This is a genomic window from Oleiphilus sp. HI0123, assembly GCF_001635315.1.
In genome coordinates this window covers 1-953 of the sequence record NZ_LWGE01000243.1, presented here as the reverse complement: position 1 = coordinate 953, position 953 = coordinate 1, and the positions used below count along the sequence as shown (strand labels likewise).

The window sequence follows — 953 nt, the reverse complement described above, 5'->3', positions numbered from 1 at the left end:
CTCATAAATATCACCGTATGACAAACCTAAAAGCTGGCTAATTTTATTCAGGGAATAAGCTGTTTCTGCCTGCCATTGATCAATCGTTTCTTGTAACAAAGCCCAAGCTTTCTTTGAATTCGGCATCTTGTTAATGCTACCAGCTTGCGCTAGAGCTCCAACAACATCAGCTGAAAGAACCAAGGTATCTACACCTAGTCGCCGTAGAGCTATCTGACCAACCCGTCCACCCAAACGATTTCCACGCGCTTTTAGCAACTGAATATTATCTGTGAAATCTTCAGCTTTCCAGGATGCAAAAAACTCACCTAGAGAACGGTGCTCTTCTATAAGATCTAGTAAGAACATCGCATTTTCTCGAATTGAACTAACCTTTGCCCAATGCTTAACAATCTTGCCGCCTTTCATTTTCTCTTCTAACGCCTCATCAGACAATGACGCGCAATATCGCAAATTGAAGTTAGCGAAGGCTTCTTCAAAGGCGGGCCATTTATTGTCAATGACACTCCAGTTAAACCCTGTCTGAAAGACTATCTTTGAGAAGGCAGATAGCCAACGGTCATCAGATATCGCTAAAATTTCATCTGAGGATAAGGGGGAGTTAAGCGTGGCATTAACTTGCATTGCCCCGCCGTGACGAGCATAGGCTCTTTCTTCAATTTCCGTAAAAGACATCATCGCTAATGGTCATCCTTATATTCTGCTGCAATCTCCGTAAACTCGCCCTCACACGATATGAAAGCAGCCACCACTCTGGGGTCGAAGTGGCTCCCTTCACCATCAAGGATAATTGACTTAGCTTTGTCATGATCAAAAGCTGGCTTGTATACACGTTTACTAATCAAAGCATCGTAGACATCTGCCAAAGCCATTAAACGCGCAGACAGTGGAATAGCATCACCCTTTAAGCCTTGAGGATATCCGCTACCATCCCATTTTTCATGATGAGAGGC

At 43.7% G+C, this 953-nt stretch carries 2 protein-coding genes; both read right to left on the bottom strand.

From position 1 onward, the window contains the following. Nucleotides 1–678: DNA-3-methyladenine glycosylase I (locus A3761_RS02385; RefSeq protein WP_068749728.1), on the bottom strand; the 678-nt coding region annotated here is incomplete at its 3' end. A 2-nt stretch (nucleotides 679–680) separates the two neighbouring features. Then, the coding region (locus A3761_RS02380) for an HD-GYP domain-containing protein (RefSeq protein WP_156491520.1) at nucleotides 681–953 on the bottom strand (273 nt) is incomplete at its 5' end.